We start from the raw sequence: 19,585 nt of genomic DNA on the forward strand, positions 1-19,585 counted from the left end.
ATGACCCAACTGAAACTGGACACGCTCAGCGATCGCATTAAGGCGCACAAAACCGCGCTGGTACATATCGTGAAACCGCCGGTCTGTACCGAACGCGCGCAGCATTATACCGAAATGTACCAGCAGCATCTGGATAAACCGATTCCGGTACGCCGCGCGCTGGCGCTGGCCCATCACCTGGCGGAACGCACTATCTGGATTAAACATGATGAACTGATCGTCGGCAACCAGGCAAGCGAAGTTCGGGCCGCGCCGATTTTCCCGGAATATACCGTCTCGTGGATTGAAAAAGAGATCGACGCCCTGGCGGACAGGCCCGGCGCGGGTTTTTCCGTAAGTGAAGAAAACAAACGTATTCTGCATGACGTCTGTCCGTGGTGGCGCGGTCAAACCGTCCAGGATCGCTGCTACGGTATGTTTACCGATGAACAAAAAGGACTTCTGGCTACCGGCATTATCAAAGCTGAAGGTAATATGACCTCCGGCGATGCGCACCTGGCGGTGAACTTCCCGCTACTGCTGGAAAAAGGGCTTGACGGCCTGCGCGATAAAGTCGCCGAGCGCCGCTCACGCATCAACCTGACCGTGCTGGAAGATCTGCATGGCGAACAGTTCCTGAAGGCGATTGATATTGTGCTGGACGCGGTAAGCCAGCATATCACGCGCTTTGCCGCGCTGGCGCGCCAGATGGCGGGCGAAGAGACCCGTGAAAGCCGTCGTAAAGAGCTACTTACCATCGCGGAAAACTGCGAGGTGATTGCCCACGAACCGCCGCAGACCTTCTGGCAAGCATTGCAATTGTGCTACTTCATCCAACTGATTCTGCAAATTGAGTCTAATGGTCACTCGGTGTCATTTGGTCGTATGGACCAATATCTTTACCCCTATTATCGTCGCGATGTCGAACTAAACCAGACGCTGGATCGTGAGCACGCCATTGAACTGCTGCACTGCTGCTGGCTGAAACTGCTGGAAGTAAACAAGATCCGTTCCGGTTCGCACTCTAAAGCTTCCGCGGGCAGCCCGCTGTATCAAAACGTCACCATTGGCGGTCAGAATCTCATCAACGGTCAGCCAATGGACGCAGTGAATCCGCTGTCTTACGCCATTCTGGAGTCCTGCGGACGTCTGCGTTCTACCCAGCCAAACCTCAGCGTGCGTTATCACGCCGGAATGAGTAACGATTTCCTCGACGCCTGCGTCCAGGTCATCCGCTGTGGCTTTGGGATGCCGGCATTTAACAATGATGAAATCGTCATCCCGGAATTTATCAAGCTGGGGATCGAACCGCAGGACGCTTACGATTACGCGGCGATCGGCTGTATCGAAACCGCCGTCGGCGGGAAATGGGGTTATCGCTGCACCGGCATGAGCTTTATTAACTTCGCCCGCGTCATGCTGGCGGCGCTGGAAGGCGGTCGCGACGCCACCAGCGGCAAGGTATTTCTGCCGCAGGAAAAGGCGCTTTCCGCAGGCAACTTCAACAATTTTGACGAAGTGATGGCCGCCTGGGATACCCAAATTCGCTACTACACGCGCAAATCGATCGAAATTGAGTATGTGGTCGACACCATGCTGGAAGAGAACGTCCACGATATTCTCTGCTCAGCGCTGGTAGATGACTGTATTGAACGCGCGAAGAGTATCAAGCAAGGCGGCGCTAAATATGACTGGGTATCCGGTCTGCAGGTCGGTATCGCCAACCTGGGCAACAGCCTCGCCGCCGTGAAAAAACTGGTCTTCGAACAGGGCGTTATCGGTCAACAGCAGCTTGCCGCCGCGCTGGCCGATGACTTCGACGGCCTGACTCACGAGCAGTTGCGCCAGCGTCTGATTAACGGCGCGCCGAAGTACGGCAACGACGATGACAGTGTCGATACCCTGCTGGCGCGCGCTTATCAGACCTATATTGATGAGCTGAAGCAATATCATAACCCGCGCTACGGTCGTGGCCCTGTTGGCGGCAACTATTACGCCGGTACGTCCTCTATCTCAGCAAACGTGCCATTTGGCGCCGCGACTATGGCTACCCCGGATGGTCGCAAAGCGCATACGCCGCTGGCGGAAGGCGCAAGCCCTGCATCAGGTACGGATCATCTCGGCCCAACGGCGGTGATTGGTTCCGTAGGCAAATTACCTACCGGTTCCATTCTCGGCGGCGTGCTGCTCAACCAGAAACTGAACCCAACGACGCTGGAAAACGAATCCGACAAACAGAAACTGATGGTTCTGCTACGGACGTTCTTTGAGGTGCATAAAGGCTGGCATATTCAGTACAACATCGTGTCACGCGAAACGCTGCTGGATGCGAAAAAACATCCGGACCAGTACCGCGATCTGGTCGTGCGTGTGGCAGGCTACTCCGCCTTCTTCACCGCGCTGTCGCCGGACGCGCAGGACGATATCATCGCCCGTACCGAACATATGCTGTAGTTTGCCCAGGCGCCATCGGCAATATGTCCGAACTGCCTGATGGCGCTACGCTTAACAGGCCTACGCAGGCCTATTAATCAGAAGGGATCGGTGCCGTCAAGCACGGCCTGAATGACGTTGAGCGCACCTTGATGGTTATTATCATCAGTGTGATAGCGTGAAAGCGCTTTAATGTTGTCTGCGGCATTGCCCATGGCAAAAGAGTAATGCGCCATTTTCAACATTTCCGCATCATTACCGCTGTCGCCAATGGCGACGACATTCTGTGGCGACCTGTTCCAGCGCTTTAACAGACGACTGATGCCATTCGCTTTATGCAGACCTGGGATAATAAGGTCGATAAAACCGAAGCCGCTGGTGACGGGCTTCATGATGCCATCCAGTGAGATATGCAGTTTGTCGATAACCAGAGGAATTTGCTCATCGGGCAAATTCAGGGAAAACTTAAACAGGATATCGTCAATGTCGTGATAATCTTTTACCGGCTGTAGGCGATGATAATGCTTTGCCATCAGCGCCACGAAAGTATCGGGGGCGTTTTCGCTGACATAAGCGCTTTTCAGACCGCAGGCGACGAAATTAAGCTGCTTATCTTTGAGCAGTTCGCCAATCACAATACGCGACTCGTGCCGGGTTAACTCCCCGTGAAACAACTGATTGCCGTGTTCATACACCAGCGCGCCATTTTCGGCGACGAAGGAAATTTCATCTTTTAGTTCGGGGAAAAAGGAAATCAACTGGTAGTACTGATTACCGCTGGCGACCACAAATTCGATATTACGTTTTTTCATTTCCTGATACTGCGCCATGAAGCGTACCCGGTCGTACTGCTTGGCGTCGTCGAGAAAAGTGCCGTCCATATCGGTAACGACAACGTTAACGGTCATACTTAAGCTCCTGGCTGTAACTGCGACCAGAAACATTTTAATAACGATGTGAGCAGAACCACAAATTTTATTTCGAATGGAAAGTGGCAACACTAAAGAAATAGTCGCATAAAACGCTAAAGCATCCTATCCAGCCTACGTTTTCATCTCGCTTTCCTCCTTGTGACCTCCTGCAATATTTTAGACTTGCATTAACTTAATTTTAACCTAAAGTATCACATGCAATAAATTTTACTTTCGAACGAAAGCTAGTGAGGTTGGTATGACAATTACTTTTACCCACGAAACGCTGCCCCCCGACCCGAAAGCAGCTATTCGTCAGATGAAGCAGGCGCTGCGTGCGCAAATCGGCGACGTGCAGGCGGTGTTCGACCGCCTGAGCGCCACCATAGAAGCCAGGGTGGCGGAAATTAACGATCTGAAGGCGCAGGGACAGCCGGTATGGCCAATTATCCCTTTTAGCGAGCTGGCGATGGGCAACATTAGCGATGCCGCCCGCGCCGAGGTTAAGCGCCGCGGGTGCGCGGTGATTAAAGGTCATTTTCCACGCGAACAAGCGCTGGCATGGGACCAGTCGATGCTCGACTATCTGGACAAGAACCATTTTGACGAGGTGTATAAAGGACCGGGGGATAATTTTTTCGGCACGCTGAGCGCCTCCCGGCCTGAAATCTATCCTGTCTACTGGTCGCAGGCGCAAATGCAGGCCCGCCAAAGTGAAGAGATGGCGCTGGCGCAGTCGTTCCTCAACCGTCTGTGGCAGGTAGAGCGCGACGGCAAGCGATGGTTTAATCCGGATATCAGCATCATTTACCCGGATCGCATCCGTCGCCGCCCGCCGGGCACCACATCCAAAGGACTGGGAGCGCATACTGACTCCGGCGCGCTGGAGCGCTGGCTGCTGCCAGCCTATCAGCAGGTATTCGCCAGCGTGTTTAACGGCAACGTCGAGCAGTACGATCCGTGGAATGCGGCGCACCGTACCGAAGTTGAAGAGTATACGGTGGATAACACCACAAAATGCTCGGTATTTCGCACCTTCCAGGGCTGGACCGCGCTCTCCGATATGCTGCCCGGTCAGGGGTTGCTCCACGTCGTTCCTATCCCGGAGGCGATGGCGTATATCCTGCTGCGCCCGCTGCTGGACGACGTACCGGAAGATGAATTATGCGGCGTCGCGCCGGGTAGGGTATTGCCGGTTTCTGAACGCTGGCACCCTTTACTGATGGCGGCGTTAACCAGCATTCCGCCGCTGGAAGCGGGGGATTCCGTGTGGTGGCATTGCGATGTCATCCACTCCGTCGCCCCCGTCGAAAATCAGCAGGGCTGGGGCAATGTGATGTACATTCCTGCCGCGCCGATGTGCGAAAAGAATCTGGCTTATGCGCGTAAGGTAAAAGCCGCGCTGGAGACCGGCGCGTCACCGGGCGATTTCCCGCGTGAGGACTATGAAACAACCTGGGAAGGGCGCTTCACGCTACGCGATCTGAATATTCACGGCAAGCGGGCATTAGGTATGGATATTTAACTATCATACAGCCCCTCATCTGTGACGACGGTGTGCCCTTTCCCCGGGCGCACCCGTCGTACCGACTCCCGTACCGCCAGACGCCCATGCAACAATAGCGAGCCGATGGGCGCATGGGGGCGAATTAGGCGCTGTTGCAGCATCTGCACCGCCTCCACGCCCAACTCGTCGCGTGGCACGTGCACCGCCGTAAGTGGAACATCTTCTATCGCCGCCAGATTAAACGCGTCAATACTCATAATTGAAACATCCTGCGGCACGCGCAGGCCGCGAAGACGTAACGCATTAATAGCGCCTGCCGCCATAAAATCACCGCCGACCAGCAAGGCGGTCGGTAACCGCCTCCCATCGGCTACATCCAGCCAGGCGCCAATCTTGTCTTCCGTTTCTTTAGCGCTGAAGTTGCTGATACTCAGTAAATCTCGCTCGTCCAGAAAATCCAGGTTGTGCTGCCGCCATGACTCTTTAATACCCGCCAGACGCTGTTCCATCGTGTAGCGGCGCAGGCACATAACGTTCATCACCTCCCGATGTCCCATCTCAAAGAGATAGCGGGCGGCAAAAGCGCCAATCAGACGATGGTCTGGCGCAATTAAAGGCAGCCGCATCCGATCATCGCGACAATTGATCAGTACGCACGGTTTAGCGAGATCCGCCGCCAGATCGTGAATGTGCGGATCGTCAATGCCAATCAGGATCGCCGCCTGGGTCTCCGCGTCATTCATTCTGGCCAGAAACAGCGCCGGGTCACTGTCGTTCTCTTCCAGCGCGCAGTAGCGCAGGCGTACTTCATGCGGCGCGAGCGCTTTACTGATGCTCTGGATTACGCGGTAGTAAAAAATGTCCAGTCGCTCATCAAACGCCCGCGGCGGCGCGAAAACAAGCAAATTGTTAAGCAACAGGCGGCCTGCGGCCATACCTTCCATGACTCCCAACTCGCGGGCGCAGGTCAGAACCTCTTTACGCGCGTGGACGCTGGTATTTGATTTCCCAGCCAGCACGCGCGACACCGTACTGGAAGACAGCCCGGTGCGCGCGGCAATTTCTGCGATTTTCAGCTTCTTTTCCATTTTGTGATCCACTTCAAATTCAGAAATGAAAGAAATTTCATAGCCAAAAAAACCCGGCTTGCCTGACCTGAAAAAGGTGTTTGTACCCTAGCGTAGCGTGCGATGAAAAAACGTGCACAAAACCCGCTTTTCGGCGCTTTTTCACTCTCTTATTGTGAACTGGTAGAACAACCTCCCGCCAGAAACGGTGGAAGGCTTAAGAAATAAATCAAAAAAATCAAAAACTTAAACAATGTGGTGTGACAATTTTCTCAATAACTGTTCCGCCGCGCCTTATACCATTCCGTGGAGACCCTTATGAGCTTGGGCATCAATAATGATATGGCCGCCAACAAGCCCCGCCGCGTAGTAAAAAATCTGCGCTGGTGGATGCTGATCCTCTTTTTGCTTGGCGTCACCGTTAATTACATCACTCGCAATTCGCTGGGCATTCTGGCGCCGGAGCTGAAAAGCAGTCTGGGGATCACCACCGAGCAGTATTCGTGGATTGTCGGCGCGTTCCAGCTAGCCTATACCTTGTTCCAGCCGCTATGCGGTTGGCTAATTGACGTGATTGGCCTCAAACTGGGCTTTATGATCTGCGCCGGATTGTGGGCGCTGGCCTGCTTACTTCATGCCGGCGCTGGTAGCTGGTTACAGCTTGCTATTCTGCGTTTTTTTATGGGCGGCGCGGAGGCGGCTGCGACCCCGGCCAATGCTAAAACCATTGGCGAATGGTTCCCGAAATCCGAACGCCCTATCGCGTCGGGTTGGGCGGGCGTTGGCTTCTCGATCGGCGCAATGTTGGCGCCGCCCATCATTTACGTTGCCCATGCATCTTTTGGCTGGCAGGGCGCGTTTATGTTTACCGGCGTACTGGCGATGCTGTGGGCCGTACTGTGGTGGATATTCTATAACACGCCGGATAACCACCCGAACCTGAGCCAGAGTGAACTGGACTACATTCACCAGGATAAGGAAGCCCCGGCGATAAAATTACCGTTCCTCACTGCGCTGAAAACGGTCGCCAGGAATAAACGTTTCTATGGGATCGCCATCCCGGCTTTTATGGCGGAGCCTGCCTGGGCAGTGCTGAGCTTCTGGGTGCCGCTGTATCTGTCAAAAGAGCTGGGTATGGATCTCAAGCAAATCGCCATGTTCGCCTGGCTGCCATTCCTCGCCGCCGATCTCGGTAGCGTTGCCAGTGGTTATCTGACCAGGCTCTATACCCGTATTTTCGGTTGTACCCGTATCAATTCAGTCATCGCGAGCTCCGTTACCGGCGCATTTCTGATGATTTCACTGGCGATAGTCGCCTTCACCAAAAGCCCTTATATCACCATCATCCTGATCTCCATCGGCGGCTTCGGCCATCAGATCATCTCCTGCATGTTAAGCGCGCTGGTCGTGGAGTCGTTCGATAAGGGACAAATGGCAACTGTTAACGGTATGCGCGGTTCTGCCGCATGGATCGCGAGCTTCCTGTTTTCCCTGATTATCGGGGTGACGGCCGACAAAATCGGCTTCAACCCACTGTTTATCGCCATGGGCTTCTTCGATCTGATTGGCGCCTTCTTCCTGGTTACTTTTATTGCTGAACGTCGCGCACAACGCGCCTGAGAGTGAATGTAGATATGAAAACACTGAAGAACTGGATATTACAAAAACAGTTACCCCACCACGTTGAACTGCTGGTCGACGGCCAGCATACGCTGTGTCTTTACGTGCTGGAGGAAAATCTGTTTCGTGTGCTGATAAAACGTAAAGGCGAACTGGCGCTGGACCGCACCTGGAGTATCGCTCCTGCGCAGGATGTACCGTGGGAAGGCCGCAAGCGAGAAGACCTCAGCGGCTTTACCCTGCCCGTCTGGACACTACGCCAGCAGGACGGCACGCTGATTGTCGCTACCGAATCGCTGCGCGCTACCGTCCACCAGCCGCTGTGGATTGAGTGGCAGTACCGCAATAACGAAGGCAAGTGGCAGCCACTGGTTAACGACCGCACGACCAGCGCCTATCTGCTGAACGCCCACGGCGACGGCGTGGCCCACTATCAACACCGCCGTAAGGACGAGCGTTTTTATGGTTTGGGCGATAAAGCGGGCGACCTGCAGCGTACCGGAAAACGCTATGAGATGCGCAATCTTGACGCGATGGGTTACAACGCAGTCAGCACCGATCCGCTGTATAAACATATTCCGTTTACCATTACCCGCCGCGATGACGTTAGCTTCGGGCTATTTTATGACAACCTCAGTAGCTGCTGGCTGGATCTGGGCAACGAAATTGATAACTACCACGCCGCCTACCGTCGCTGGCAGGCGGAAGCGGGCGATATCGACTACTACCTGTTTACCGGCGAGCGTGTGCTTGACGTCACCAAAGCCTTTGTTCGCCTGACAGGGAAAACGCTGTTCGGGCCGAAGTGGAGCCTGGGCTACAGCGGTTCGACTATGCATTACACCGATGCGCCGGATGCGCAAAACCAGTTGATGAATTTTATTCGCCTGTGCGACGAACACGCCATTCCGTGTGATGCCTTCCAACTCTCTTCAGGTTATACCTCGATTAACGGCAAGCGCTACGTGTTCAACTGGAACTACGACAAGGTGCCGCAACCGAAGGTGATGAGTCAGGCATTCCACGACGCGGGGCTACATCTGGCGGCTAACATCAAACCGTGCCTGTTGCAGGATCACCCGCGCTATCACGAAGTGGCGGAACAAGGGTTATTTATCCGCGACTCCGAAAACGATACGCCGGAACGCTCCAGTTTCTGGGATGATGAAGGTTCCAATCTCGACTTTACTAACCCGCAAACTGTCGCCTGGTGGCAGAACGGAGTGACCACGCAATTGCTGGAGATGGGTATCGATGCCACCTGGAACGATAACAACGAGTTTGAAGTGTGGGACGGCGAAGCGCGTTGCCACGGCTTTGGCAATGAGATAGCCATTAAACATATTCGCCCGGTGATGCCGCTGTTGATGATCCGCGCGTCGATGGAAGCGCAGCAACGCTTTGCGCCGACAAAACGCCCGTATCTGATCTCCCGTTCAGGCTGCGCCGGGATGCAGCGCTACGTACAGACATGGAGCGGCGATAACCGTACCAGTTGGGATACCCTGCGCTACAACATTCGCATGGGTTTGGGGATGAGCCTCTCCGGGCTGTATAACCTGGGCCACGATGTCGGCGGTTTCTCCGGCGATAAACCGGACCCAGAGCTGTTTGTGCGCTGGGTACAGAACGGCGTGATGCACCCGCGCTTTACCATCCATTCGTGGAACGATGACCATACGGTCAACGAACCGTGGATGTATCCGGGCGTCACGCCAGCCATTCGTAGCGCCATTGAGCTACGCTACCGTCTGTTGCCCTACTTCTACACCCTGTTATGGCTGGCGCATACCGACGACGAGCCGATGCTGCGCCCTACTTTCCTCGACCACGAGCACGACGCGCAGACTTTTGAGGAGTGCGACGACTTCCTGCTGGGACGCGATATTCTGGTCGCAAGTGTCGTCGTACCGGGTGAACGTCAGCGCCGCCTCTGGCTGCCGGACAACCAAACCGGCTGGTATGATTTCTATACCGGCGCGTGGTTCAGCGGCGGTCAGTGGATTATCGTCGACGCGCCGCTGGAAAAACTGCCGCTGCTGGTACGCGCGGGGGCGGGACTGCCGCTGAGCGATCGTATCTCCTACGTGAACGCGGCTAAAGATACCTCGCGTGAGCTAAAACTGTTCCCGGTGAAAGGCGCAGGCGTATCGTCAGGGTTGCTGTTTGAGGATGACGGTGAGTCATGGGGGTATCAGAAAGGTCACGCGCTGTGGCTGGAATGGGAGATGGTCTGTACCGCCACGACGATTGATCTGACGATAAACGCGCGCGGCGATTATCGCCCAGCGTGGCAAACATTGCAGGTATCATTACCGCCTGGAGAAAAACGCAAGCTGCGGGTAAATAATGAAGACAGGAGTGAGTGGGCACGGTAGTCAATATTGTCATCTTACCGGACCTACGCGTCAGGATACGTAGGCCCGGTAAGCGCATCAGTTTTTAGCTTTCAATCCCTTTACTACGCAAATAATCCTCGTAGTTGCCGCTGAAGTCCACCACGCGCTCCGGCGTAATTTCAATGACGCGGGTCGCCAGCGAGCTAACGAACTCCCGGTCGTGTGAAACAAAGATCAGCGTGCCCTGATACAGCTCCAGCGCCATGTTCAGCGATTCGATCGACTCCATATCCAGGTGGTTAGTGGGTTCGTCCATGATCAAGATATTCGGTTTTTGCATCATCAATTTGCCGAACAACATACGTCCCTTCTCACCACCGGACAGCACTTTCGCAGGCTTTTTGATATCGTCCTGGCTAAATAGCAGACGCCCCAGAATGCTGCGCACTGCCTGCTCGTCGTCGCCTTCCTGCTTCCACTGACTCATCCATTCAAATACCGTCAGGTCATTTTCGAATTCGTATTCATGGTCTTGCGCGTAGTAGCCAATACGCGCGTTTTCCGACCATTTGACGGTGCCGTGATCGGCGTTCAGGTCGCCAACCAGCGTCTTCAGCAGCGTAGATTTACCCACCCCATTGGTGCCGAGTACCGCCAGCTTCTCGCCGACTTCGAGCAGCAAATTGACATTTTTAAACAGCGGACCGTTATCAAAGCCTTTCGTCAGCGCTTCGACTTCAAGAGCGTTACGGAACAGTTTTTTATCCTGTTCAAAACGAATGAACGGGTTCTGCCGGCTGGAGGCTTTCACCTCTTCCAGCTTGATTTTATCGATCTGACGCGCGCGCGACGTTGCCTGACGCGACTTAGAAGCGTTGGCGCTAAAACGGCTGACGAAAGATTGCAGATCGGCAATCTGCGCTTTTTTCTTGGCATTATCGGCCAGCAGACGTTCACGCGCCTGGGTTGCCGCCGTCATATATTCATCATAGTTGCCCGGATAAATACGCAGCTCGCCGTAGTCCAGATCCGCCATATGAGTACACACCATATTCAGGAAGTGACGGTCATGCGAAATAATGATCATCGTGCTGTCGCGTTCGTTCAGCACCTGCTCCAGCCAACGGATAGTATCGATATCCAGGTTGTTGGTCGGTTCGTCGAGCAACAGGATGTCCGGGTTAGAGAACAACGCCTGCGCCAGCAGCACACGCAATTTCCAGCCTGGCGCCACTTCACTCATCGGGCCGTAATGCTGCTCCAGCGGGATGCCCACGCCCAGCAGCAATTCGCCCGCGCGAGCCTCAGCGGAATAACCGTCCATCTCGCCGTATTTTACTTCCAGATCGGCGACTTTATAGCCGTCTTCTTCGCTCATCTCCGGCAAGGCGTAGATACGGTCGCGCTCCTGTTTGACCTCCCACAGCTCGCCATGCCCCATAATGACGGTATCAAGTACGGTGAACTCTTCAAACGCGAACTGATCCTGACGCAGCTTACCGATGCGCTCATTCGGATCGAGGGAAACATTGCCCAGCGTCGGCTCCAGGTCGCCGCCGAGGATTTTCATAAAAGTAGACTTTCCGCTACCGTTGGCGCCGATCAGGCCGTAACGGTTGCCGCCGCCAAATTTGACGGAAATGTTTTCAAACAGCGGCTTACTGCCGAACTGCATGGTAACGTTGCTGGAAACTAACACAGGCTTATCCTGAAAAAAGATGTGACAAACCGCTTATTATGCCACAAGTCTGAAATAAGATCGCGCCCTGTGACAAAGGGCTACACTGAACCGTAAGGGGAAAAAACGTGATTTCATACACATCTGAATTCCCTGTTTACTGGAATGCACCTATAATGCGCTCCCAACATGACAAAATTCTCAACCCATTAGCCTGCTTGGCACAGAATCTCGCATAACATGAATATGAAATTAACAACGCTTTTCGCGGCGGCTTTCGCTGTAGTTGGCTTTTGTAAAACAGCCTCAGCAGTCACTTACCCGCTGCCTACCGATGGTAGTCGCTTAATTGGGCAAAATCAGGTCATCACCGTTCCGGAAGGCAATACCCAACCGCTGGAGTATTTTGCCGCGGAGTATCAGATGGGGCTGTCCAACATGCTGGAAGCCAACCCAGGCGTGGATACCTTCCTGCCGAAGGGCGGTACGGTGCTGAACATTCCGCAACAGCTCATTCTGCCGGATACCGTACACGAAGGCATTATCATTAATAGCGCGGAAATGCGCCTCTATTACTATCCAAAAGGCACGAACACCGTTATCGTCCTGCCGATCGGTATCGGTCAGTTAGGTAAAGACACGCCTATCAACTGGACAACCAAAGTCGAACGTAAAAAAGCGGGCCCGACCTGGACGCCAACGGCAAAAATGCACGCTGAATACGCCGCTGCTGGCGAACCGTTGCCTGCCGTTGTGCCTGCGGGTCCAGATAACCCGATGGGGCTGTACGCGCTGTACATTGGTCGCCTGTATGCTATTCACGGCACCAACGCCAACTTCGGCATCGGGCTTCGCGTGAGCCACGGCTGCGTGCGCCTGCGCAACGACGATATCAAATTCCTATTTGAAAATGTGCCGGTCGGCACCCGCGTGCAGTTTATCGATGAACCGGTAAAAGCCACCACCGAGCCGGACGGCAGCCGTTACATTGAAGTGCATAACCCGCTGTCAACGACGGAAGCACAGTTTGAAGGCAAAGAAGAGGTGCCGATCACACTCAATAAGAGCATCCTGGCCGTCACCAACGAGCCTGACGTTGATCAGACCGTCGTACAACAGGCGGTTCAGGATCGTTCCGGGATGCCGGTTCGTCTGAACTGATTAGCTAGCGCCATCCCCGGACTACGAAGCCCGATAGACACTATCGGGCTTCTCTCACGACACCAGTTGCAATAATTCATATCCCCCCAGCGCCGCCCACGCGAGCATCGGCAGCGAATAAAAATGGAATCGCCACCAGATTCGGCGATCGTTCGCCATCCGTAAGGCAATGAGATTTGCCAACGACCCCGGCAACAGACCAAAACCACCGATATTCACCGCCCACGCCAGCAGCGCCGAGGCTGGCACATAGTTCAGCAGGAGAATGGTACTGGGTACATTACTGATAACCTGCGACAGGCCGATAGCGGTTAGCCAAAGACCCAGATGAGACAATGCGCCAACCTGGTTGAAAACGCCCTGCAACGCCGGCAATTGCGTTAGCAGATGGACATCAATAAACATCGCCATAAATACCAGCAGCAGCGTCCAGTCCACGCTGACTATCACCCTACGCGCCAGCACAATAAACCCGGCCGCCACCAGCACCAGTCCCCATAGCTCCTGCCTGAGCTCAAGCGCGGTAAGAAAAACGACATATAATCCCAGGCAACTCCACACCAGACGGGGCTGCCACTGCGGCGAACGCGTTCCAGTATGATACTGTAACGCCCTGCCCGGAAAACAAAACCAGCACAGGAGCAGTAACGTCAGCATCATCATGACGGCAAGCGGCGCCATTTGCCCACTAAATTCAGCAAAGGTTAAACCAGATCGTCCCCACAGCAGGATATTTTGCGGATTACCGACAGGCGTCAGCAGCGAACCGGCGTTCACCGCCAACGCTTCAAAAATAATCAACCGGTTGACCGGAATCGCGCACAGTTTTTTCAACGTTATCGTCAGCGGTACAACGATAAACAGCGCGACATCGTTTGTCAGAAAGGTCGACAGCGCCGCCGCAGCCAGTACCAGGAACATCGCCAGTTGCCGCTGGGTATGAAATCGGCGCGTCATCTTACGTCCCAGCACATCAAAATAGCCGCTCAGCTCAACGCCTTTAGTGAGCAACATTAAGCCACTGAGTGTAATAATGGTGTGCCAGTCAATTGCATCAGGCCAGGCGCGAGGCGCAAAAGGGACAAACAGACTTAACGCAATACCAACGATGATCAACAACTGAAAAAAGCGCTCACGCCGCAACGCCCGTAAAAAAGCCAGATTCATTCTGCGGGCGTTCCATGCTGTTGCGTGAACGCCAAAAAAGCATCCAGTGTTTCCTGGCTAACATGATGTTCCATCCCTTCCGCATCACGACGCGCAATTTCCGGGCTTACGCCTAACACCAGCAAAAAATTTTCTACAATTTGATGCCGCTCGCGGCTTTCCTGCGCCAGCTTCTCCCCTTCTGGTGTCAGAAAAACGCCGCGCCAGGGGATCATTTGAATGAGTCCTAACGATGCCAGGCGTTTAAGCATTTTGGCCACGGTCGGCTGGGAAACGCCGAGCCGCGCCGCCATATCCACCTGACGCGCTTCCCCTACTTCAATAATTAAATCGGAAATCAACTCAACGTAGTCGTCTATCAACTCACGGCGATGCGCTTCTCTGACCTGACGAAATCCTTCAACATGTTCTTCTACGTTTACCAATTGCGTCACTTTTTTTGTTGTTAGCGTACCTGCGCGACGACTCATTTTGCTTCCTCGTTTCTGTGACGCGTTAACGCGTCAGCCGACAGAGCGGTCATTGTAAACCAGAGTTGTCCGGGCACAAAAAATTAACGTTTTAGCAATAGCTATAAAACATAGCCTGTGCTATATCTGTATGTAATGCAGACATCCCTCACGGATCGATGGGATAGAAACATCAGGAGGTTTAGATGAACGAATTTAAGAGGTGTATACGCGTGTTTAGTCACTCTCCCTTTAAGGTCCGGTTAATGCTGCTTTCTATGCTGTGCGATATGATCAACGGCAAACCGGAGCAGGATAACCCCTCAACGAAATAACGCGGCGTCGCGGTACACCGCGTTATTTTGCATCCTCAAAGGAAATAGCACTCATTTCCCCTGTTTTTTTGTGGTTTTGTTATTCTCTTCGCAAAACATTTTCTTCCCGGCGGTTGACCTTCTAATCCGCTCGCTCTATCTTCTGGCAGCTCTGAATATTTTGCGACTCGCCGTTGCGAACCCAATACGCTTTTTTACGCATAATCAGGCAAGTAATGACCCTTCGCGCCAGGGTTAGCACATGGCGTTTTTGCAATAGTGGCATATGAATTCAACCCTTATCGATTCACTTCTGGCCCGCCGTCAGGCTGTAAGCCCTTGGACGGGCCTCTACTTTTTACAGTCGCTGCTGATTAACCTCGCGCTCGGCTACCCCTTTAGCCTACTTTATACTGCGGCGTTTACCTGCCTATTGCTGCTGCTCTGGCGCTACCTGCCCCGCGGACAAAAAGCGCTACTCGGTATCTGTTCGCTGACGGCCGCGTTCTATTTTCCATTTGGCCAGGCTTACGGCGCGCCGAACTTTAATACTTTACTGGCGCTGCACTCCACCAACATGGAAGAGTCGAGCGAAATCCTGACCATCTTCCCGTGGTATAGCTACCTGACCGGACTTTTTATTTTTGCGCTGGGTATTATTGCGCTTCGCCGCCGAAAAGAAGAGGTCAGGCCGCGCTGGAATAGCCTCGACAGCCTGTGCCTGCTGATCAGCGTCGCGGCATTTTTCGTCGCGCCGGTACAAAATCTGGCCTGGGGCGGCGTTTTTAAGATTATTGATGCCGGCTACCCGGTTTTTCGCTTCGCCAAAGACGTTATCGTCAATAACAACGAAGTCATTGAAGAGCAGCACCGTATGGCGCAGCTATCCGGCATAAAAGATAGCTGGACCGTTACCGCAGTGAAACCCAGATATCACATCTATGTCGTGGTAATTGGTGAAAGCGCTCGGCGGGATGCGATGGGCGTCTTCGGCGGTCACTGGGATAATACGCCCTTCGCCAGTCATATTAATGGCGATTTCTTTATGGATTACATCGCCGCCAGCGGCTCCACGCAAAAATCGCTCGGCTTAACGCTCAACCGCGTGGTGGATAACAAACCGCAATATCAGGATAATATTATCACGCTGGCTAACCGTGCCGGTTTTCAGACATGGTGGTTTTCCAATCAGGGGCAAATCGGCGAATACGACACCGCCATCGCCAGCATCGCCAAACGCGCCGATGAAGCGCATTTCCTGAAAAACGGCGATTTTGAGGCGGATAAAAATACTCGCGACGACGCTCTGTTAACAATGACAGCGCAGGTATTGGCGACAGAACGCACGCAACCGCAGTTGATTGTGTTGCATTTAATGGGGTCACATCCCCAGGCCTGCGACCGCACTCAGGGAAAATACGCGACGTTTGTCCAGTCGAAAGAGACGTCTTGTTATTTATATACGATGACGCAAACCGACGATTTGCTCCGTCAACTCTATACTCAGCTTCGTCATAGCGGCGACAGTTTTTCGCTGGTCTATTTCTCTGACCACGGACTGGCGTTTAAAGAGCGCGGCAAAGCGGTGCAGTACCTGGCGCATGACGACAAATTTCAGCAGAACTTTCAGGTGCCGTTTATGGTGTTATCCAGCGACAGTAAAACGCATCGGATCATTAATGCTCGCCGTTCCGCGAACGATTTCCTGAGTTTTTTCTCGCAATGGACGGGAATTAGCGCCACGGAGATCAAACATCACTATCGATTTATTTCGGAACAAAAGGCCGGGCCCGTTTATATTACCAATTTCAAATTGCAGAAGGTGAGCTATAACCATCTGGACACCGATGTTTTTTCACTAAAATAATGCACGCTCCAGGCAAAAAAATCCGCCCCGAAAGGCGGATTTTTCATTTTCACCGAAGTGATTAGAAGCGGTAACCTACGCCAGCAATCCAGGTGCCAACGTCAACGCTACGAATACGGCTCTGCTCGTAAGAGAAGTCCAGCGCAACATTTTCCATCGGGTTGAATTGCAGACCAGCGCCATAGGAGAAGCCATAATCGCTGGTGTCATGTTTGTAAGTTGGGTAGTCGGTAGTCTGGAATTTACCGTAACCCACACCGACTACACCGTAAATGCTCGCCCAATCGTTCAGACGATAAGCCGGGCCGGCAGTGATGCCGTAGTACTGACCTTTGTTGTAATCGCCCGCACCGTTAGTACGATCTTTTTCGGTGTAGGTGAAGGAACCGATTACGCCCAGCGGGTTGTCATCCTGCTCGTAACGATACTTCAGGTTGAAACCGTTCATTTTGTTCGCTACGCCCTGCGCATCACTCTGAGCGTAACCACCGGTAACGGTAGAAGTAGCCGCTACTGCAGAACCTGCGGAAAAAGCCAGAACAGCGGCCAGTGCTGAAAGACATGCAATTTTTTTCATAACCACCTCAAATGTGCTTTAAGTAAGTCCTAAGTTTTAAATATATCAAAAATTAATGGGAAACTCTTTGCAATTCACGGTGTCTAAAGGCGCCTTTCATGTAACAGAACATTTCCACACCTCGCTATCTTATTCAATTAGCATCACTTTTCCAGTTAATTGCACCAATAATGCGCGTGCGGCGCGATACATTCATCCAGATTATTCCTAAACCATCAGTCTATTTATTCATCAATTTAAGTTCATTTTATGGAATCGTGAGAATTTTTTTCAACGAATCCTGAACTGCCGTGGGGAATTTCCATTACACTGCCACCTTTACTCGTACTGACATTTTTTGACAGGAGAAAGGATGCCGGGGTCGACACGTAAACTACCAGTCTGGTTGCCCATTTTGGTTTTGCTCATTGCCATGTCCTCTATTCAGAGTGGCGCTTCATTGGCGAAATCGTTGTTTCCTCTTGTCGGCGCGCCGGGCGTAACGGCGCTTCGTCTGGCACTGGGAACGCTTATTCTTATTGCCTTTTTCAAACCCTGGCGTTTGCGTTTTGCAAAAGCACAGCGGCTGCCTCTACTGTTTTATGGTCTGTCGCTGGGCGGGATGAACTATCTATTCTATCTGTCGATTCAAACGGTACCGTTGGGTATTGCGGTCGCACTGGAATTCACCGGTCCGCTTGCGGTCGCGCTGTTTTCATCCCGGCGACCAGTAGATTTTATTTGGGTCGTACTGGCAGTGCTTGGGCTCTGGTTCCTGCTGCCATTAGGACAAGATGTGTCTCACGTTGATCTTACCGGGGCCGCGCTGGCGCTCGGCGCAGGCGCCTGTTGGGCTGTCTATATACTTACCGGTCAACGGGCAGGCGCGGAACATGGTCCGGCTACGGTAGCGGTAGGCTCGCTGATTGCGGCCATCATTTTCGTGCCGATTGGCGCAGTTCAGGCTGGCGACGCGCTATGGCACTGGTCGATTCTTCCCTTAGGGTTAGCGGTAGCTTTACTTTCTACAGCGCTGCCTTATTCCCTGGAAATGATTGCGCTGACACGGCTGCCTACCCGCACTTTCGGTACGCTGATGAGCATGGAACCCGCGCTTGCCGCCGTTTCCGGAATGATTTTTCTGGGCGAAACGCTTACGGGCGTACAAATCATGGCCCTGTGTGCCATCATTGCCGCCTCTATGGGGTCTACTCTAACGATTCGACGTGAACCGCAAATTAAACAGGTTGATGTAAAATAGTTGCTTATTTTGCATGATGTGCATAATCATGCAGAATATCATCTCTTGATTCATCCATTATTATCGCTATATTGCCACGTCATTTTTTGACATATTTTTTCTCATTTTCACATTAAAATAAGAATTATTACTCGCCAAACAACACCTTTATATAACCAATTGATTGTAAATAAAAATCAATATTAAAGCTTATCTGTGCTATTAAATTGATAGGTAAATTCAAAAAGCAAAGTGAAAAACCGATGCTATACTTAGTTTCGTTAATTGCCTGGGACACAAACATCAAGAGGATATGAGATTATGAGTACCGCTAAACTGGTAAAAACAAAAGCGTCTAATCTGCTTTATACCCGCAACGATGTATCAGAGAGCGATAAAAAAGCGACGGTTGAGTTGCTTAATCGTCAGGTGATCCAGTTCATTGACCTGTCGCTGATCACGAAACAGGCCCACTGGAATATGCGCGGTGCTAACTTTATTGCCGTACATGAAATGCTGGATGGCTTCCGTGCCGCACTGACCGATCATCTGGATACCATGGCCGAGCGCGCAGTGCAGCTTGGCGGTGTGGCGTTAGGTACCACTCAAGTTATTAACAGTAAAACCCCGCTGAAAAGCTATCCGCTCGATATTCATAACGTGCAGGATCACTTAAAAGAGCTCGCTGATCGCTATGCCGTTGTTGCTAATGATGTTCGCAAAGCTATCGGTGAAGCAAAAGATGAAGACACTGCCGATATCTTTACCGCCGCATCACGCGACCTCGATAAATTCTTGTGGTTTATCGAATCCAACATCGAATAAACATATCTTTACCCTGAATAAGTCGAGTTGCAGTAAGGCGTAGGCGCAGCGAATCTCCGGAGGCCGGGCTTTCGTAGGTGACTGGGCGAGCGAGTCGAGTCAAGGCAGATGCAAATTGATATATAACGGGTATATAAGTAATCCCTATAACCCCTGCCTGTCGCAGGGGTTTTGCACTTAAATAGTGCGCACTTCTTGTACGCCTCTCGCAAAAAGTGAATTATTTGTAATAATCACCTCACACAATCGTTAACTAAAGATTGTTTTAGCAACAAGTTTTACGCTAAATAGACCTTGTGCTTGTATGTTGTTATTTACGCACTAAATCAGTGCCCCAAAACAGTGCAGCATGCTGACTTTGTCCGATTTATTGTGTACAGGAATAATTCATCCCACTGTTAAAACAACGGGTTACAAAATTGGCATGATTCTTTCATTACGCTAAATGCTCTCGCAGGGGATCGCCCCGTGG

Annotated in this window: 15 protein-coding genes; 9 read left to right on the forward strand and 6 right to left on the reverse strand. The window is 52.5% G+C overall.

Features of this window, described 5'->3' with window-relative positions:
• Nucleotides 1-2,433, forward strand: a complete 2,433-nt coding sequence (locus F4V61_RS04805) for a glycyl radical protein (protein WP_080160856.1) — start codon at nucleotides 1-3, stop codon at nucleotides 2,431-2,433.
• A 77-nt stretch (nucleotides 2,434-2,510) separates the two neighbouring features.
• On the opposite strand, the gene F4V61_RS04810 is transcribed toward F4V61_RS04805, so the two are convergent.
• The gene (locus F4V61_RS04810) at nucleotides 2,511-3,320 is read right to left on the reverse strand and encodes a Cof-type HAD-IIB family hydrolase (RefSeq protein WP_000217913.1); all 810 of its coding nucleotides are present in this window, start codon (nucleotides 3,318-3,320) and stop codon (nucleotides 2,511-2,513) included.
• Nucleotides 3,321-3,582: 262 nt separating this feature from the next.
• Here F4V61_RS04810 and F4V61_RS04815 point away from each other — a divergent pair, with 262 nt between their 5' ends.
• Nucleotides 3,583-4,848 carry a DUF1479 domain-containing protein gene (locus F4V61_RS04815; RefSeq protein ID WP_080160857.1) on the forward strand — a complete coding sequence of 422 codons (1,266 nt, stop codon included), beginning with the start codon at nucleotides 3,583-3,585 and terminating at the stop codon, nucleotides 4,846-4,848.
• Here F4V61_RS04815 and F4V61_RS04820 read toward each other — a convergent pair.
• Nucleotides 4,845-5,918 (reverse strand): LacI family DNA-binding transcriptional regulator, encoded by a 1,074-nt coding sequence (locus F4V61_RS04820; RefSeq protein ID WP_080160858.1) that lies wholly within the window; start codon nucleotides 5,916-5,918, stop codon nucleotides 4,845-4,847. The genes F4V61_RS04815 and F4V61_RS04820 overlap by 4 nt on opposite strands.
• Nucleotides 5,919-6,215: 297 nt before the next feature.
• Here F4V61_RS04820 and F4V61_RS04825 point away from each other — a divergent pair, with 297 nt between their 5' ends.
• Nucleotides 6,216-7,517, forward strand: a complete 1,302-nt coding sequence (locus F4V61_RS04825) for an MFS transporter (protein WP_079781082.1) — start codon at nucleotides 6,216-6,218, stop codon at nucleotides 7,515-7,517.
• 14 nt (nucleotides 7,518-7,531) lie between these two features.
• On the forward strand, nucleotides 7,532-9,895 hold the full coding sequence (locus F4V61_RS04830; RefSeq protein WP_079781081.1) for a glycoside hydrolase family 31 protein: 2,364 nt from the start codon (nucleotides 7,532-7,534) through the stop codon (nucleotides 9,893-9,895).
• A 64-nt stretch (nucleotides 9,896-9,959) separates the two neighbouring features.
• Here F4V61_RS04830 and F4V61_RS04835 read toward each other — a convergent pair whose 3' ends face one another.
• On the reverse strand, nucleotides 9,960-11,555 hold the full coding sequence (locus tag F4V61_RS04835) for an ABC-F family ATPase (protein WP_000961439.1): 1,596 nt from the start codon (nucleotides 11,553-11,555) through the stop codon (nucleotides 9,960-9,962).
• 219 nt (nucleotides 11,556-11,774) lie between these two features.
• Between F4V61_RS04835 and ldtB the strand changes: the two genes are divergently transcribed.
• Entirely contained in the window at nucleotides 11,775-12,695 is a 921-nt protein-coding gene (gene ldtB / locus F4V61_RS04840) for a L,D-transpeptidase (RefSeq protein WP_001056397.1), read from the forward strand.
• Nucleotides 12,696-12,749: 54 nt separating this feature from the next.
• Here the strand turns inward: ldtB and F4V61_RS04845 are convergent, their stop codons facing one another.
• Both F4V61_RS04845 and mntR read right to left on the reverse strand, forming a co-directional pair.
• Nucleotides 12,750-13,862 (reverse strand): anion transporter, encoded by a 1,113-nt coding sequence (locus tag F4V61_RS04845; protein ID WP_079827912.1) that lies wholly within the window; start codon nucleotides 13,860-13,862, stop codon nucleotides 12,750-12,752.
• Nucleotides 13,859-14,332: a manganese-binding transcriptional regulator MntR gene (gene mntR, locus F4V61_RS04850; protein WP_079781079.1), complete on the reverse strand. Its 474-nt coding sequence runs from the start codon at nucleotides 14,330-14,332 to the stop codon at nucleotides 13,859-13,861. Before mntR ends, F4V61_RS04845 begins: the two co-directional genes overlap by 4 nt.
• Nucleotides 14,333-14,517: 185 nt before the next feature.
• Between mntR and mntS the strand changes: the two genes are divergently transcribed.
• Together mntS and F4V61_RS04860 are read left to right on the forward strand one after the other, a co-directional pair.
• Nucleotides 14,518-14,646: a manganase accumulation protein MntS gene (mntS, locus tag F4V61_RS04855; RefSeq protein ID WP_001001755.1), complete on the forward strand. Its 129-nt coding sequence runs from the start codon at nucleotides 14,518-14,520 to the stop codon at nucleotides 14,644-14,646.
• 265 nt (nucleotides 14,647-14,911) lie between these two features.
• Nucleotides 14,912-16,492, forward strand: coding sequence for a phosphoethanolamine transferase (locus F4V61_RS04860; protein ID WP_080160859.1), 1,581 nt, complete (start codon nucleotides 14,912-14,914; stop codon nucleotides 16,490-16,492).
• A 61-nt stretch (nucleotides 16,493-16,553) separates the two neighbouring features.
• Here the strand turns inward: F4V61_RS04860 and ompX are convergent, their stop codons facing one another.
• On the reverse strand, nucleotides 16,554-17,069 hold the full coding sequence (gene ompX, locus F4V61_RS04865) for an outer membrane protein OmpX (protein WP_000716761.1): 516 nt from the start codon (nucleotides 17,067-17,069) through the stop codon (nucleotides 16,554-16,556).
• Nucleotides 17,070-17,421: 352 nt separating this feature from the next.
• Between ompX and rhtA the strand changes: the two genes are divergently transcribed.
• Together rhtA and dps are read left to right on the forward strand one after the other, a co-directional pair.
• Nucleotides 17,422-18,309 carry a threonine/homoserine exporter RhtA gene (gene rhtA / locus F4V61_RS04870; protein ID WP_001119552.1) on the forward strand — a complete coding sequence of 296 codons (888 nt, stop codon included), beginning with the start codon at nucleotides 17,422-17,424 and terminating at the stop codon, nucleotides 18,307-18,309.
• Nucleotides 18,310-18,609: 300 nt separating this feature from the next.
• Nucleotides 18,610-19,113, forward strand: a complete 504-nt coding sequence (gene dps / locus F4V61_RS04875; protein WP_000100803.1) for a DNA starvation/stationary phase protection protein Dps — start codon at nucleotides 18,610-18,612, stop codon at nucleotides 19,111-19,113.
• Nucleotides 19,114-19,585: the final 472 nt, after the last annotated feature.

The organism is Salmonella enterica subsp. arizonae, from assembly GCF_008692845.1.
In the GTDB taxonomy this organism is placed as follows: domain Bacteria; phylum Pseudomonadota; class Gammaproteobacteria; order Enterobacterales; family Enterobacteriaceae; genus Salmonella; species Salmonella arizonae.

Bases quoted from the DNA above. Each gene is read 5' to 3' on its own strand.
- F4V61_RS04805 (WP_080160856.1), top strand. From the start codon at position 1: ATGACCCAACTGAAACTGGACACGCTCAGCGATCGCATTAAGGCGCAC.
- F4V61_RS04810 (WP_000217913.1), bottom strand. From the start codon at position 3,320: ATGACCGTTAACGTTGTCGTTACCGATATGGACGGCACTTTTCTCGAC.
- F4V61_RS04815 (WP_080160857.1), top strand. From the start codon at position 3,583: ATGACAATTACTTTTACCCACGAAACGCTGCCCCCCGACCCGAAAGCA.
- F4V61_RS04820 (WP_080160858.1), bottom strand. From the start codon at position 5,918: ATGGAAAAGAAGCTGAAAATCGCAGAAATTGCCGCGCGCACCGGGCTG.
- F4V61_RS04825 (WP_079781082.1), top strand. From the start codon at position 6,216: ATGAGCTTGGGCATCAATAATGATATGGCCGCCAACAAGCCCCGCCGC.
- F4V61_RS04830 (WP_079781081.1), top strand. From the start codon at position 7,532: ATGAAAACACTGAAGAACTGGATATTACAAAAACAGTTACCCCACCAC.
- ldtB (WP_001056397.1), top strand. From the start codon at position 11,775: ATGAATATGAAATTAACAACGCTTTTCGCGGCGGCTTTCGCTGTAGTT.
- F4V61_RS04845 (WP_079827912.1), bottom strand. From the start codon at position 13,862: ATGAATCTGGCTTTTTTACGGGCGTTGCGGCGTGAGCGCTTTTTTCAG.
- mntR (WP_079781079.1), bottom strand. From the start codon at position 14,332: ATGAGTCGTCGCGCAGGTACGCTAACAACAAAAAAAGTGACGCAATTG.
- mntS (WP_001001755.1), top strand. From the start codon at position 14,518: ATGAACGAATTTAAGAGGTGTATACGCGTGTTTAGTCACTCTCCCTTT.
- F4V61_RS04860 (WP_080160859.1), top strand. From the start codon at position 14,912: ATGAATTCAACCCTTATCGATTCACTTCTGGCCCGCCGTCAGGCTGTA.
- ompX (WP_000716761.1), bottom strand. From the start codon at position 17,069: ATGAAAAAAATTGCATGTCTTTCAGCACTGGCCGCTGTTCTGGCTTTT.
- rhtA (WP_001119552.1), top strand. From the start codon at position 17,422: ATGCCGGGGTCGACACGTAAACTACCAGTCTGGTTGCCCATTTTGGTT.
- dps (WP_000100803.1), top strand. From the start codon at position 18,610: ATGAGTACCGCTAAACTGGTAAAAACAAAAGCGTCTAATCTGCTTTAT.